Here is a 244-nt window from a genome sequence, read left to right as displayed (position 1 = left end):
AAGCTGCCAGCCAAACCAGTAGCGAAGGGGGTAATCGTGTTTCTCAGCTAGTATTGCTCTTCAAGGTGGCCTACCGATTTGAACGCTATACACACAGCCAGGAAATGAATGCCCTGGGGGTGTGTACGAGCTCGGATAAACAAAGTGCCGTGACCTCGGTGGGCCCGGTGTTAACGCGCTGGATTGAAACGACCCAAGGCGACAGCAGCCAAGCCCGCGCGGGTAAAGCACCGGGGCGAATCTG

The 244-nt window shown here is 56.6% G+C and carries 1 protein-coding gene; it reads left to right on the top strand.

Annotated elements, in window-relative coordinates:
- The coding region (locus R0J87_RS23705; RefSeq protein ID WP_498889454.1) for a virulence factor SrfC family protein at window positions 1-244 on the top strand (244 nt) is incomplete at both ends.

The sequence above is a fragment of the Halomonas sp. SIMBA_159 genome, from assembly GCF_046536035.1.
Taxonomy (GTDB): domain Bacteria; phylum Pseudomonadota; class Gammaproteobacteria; order Pseudomonadales; family Halomonadaceae; genus Vreelandella; species Vreelandella venusta_A.
Note: the sequence above shows the minus strand (reverse complement) of the source record. Positions and strands in the feature narration are given on the sequence as shown.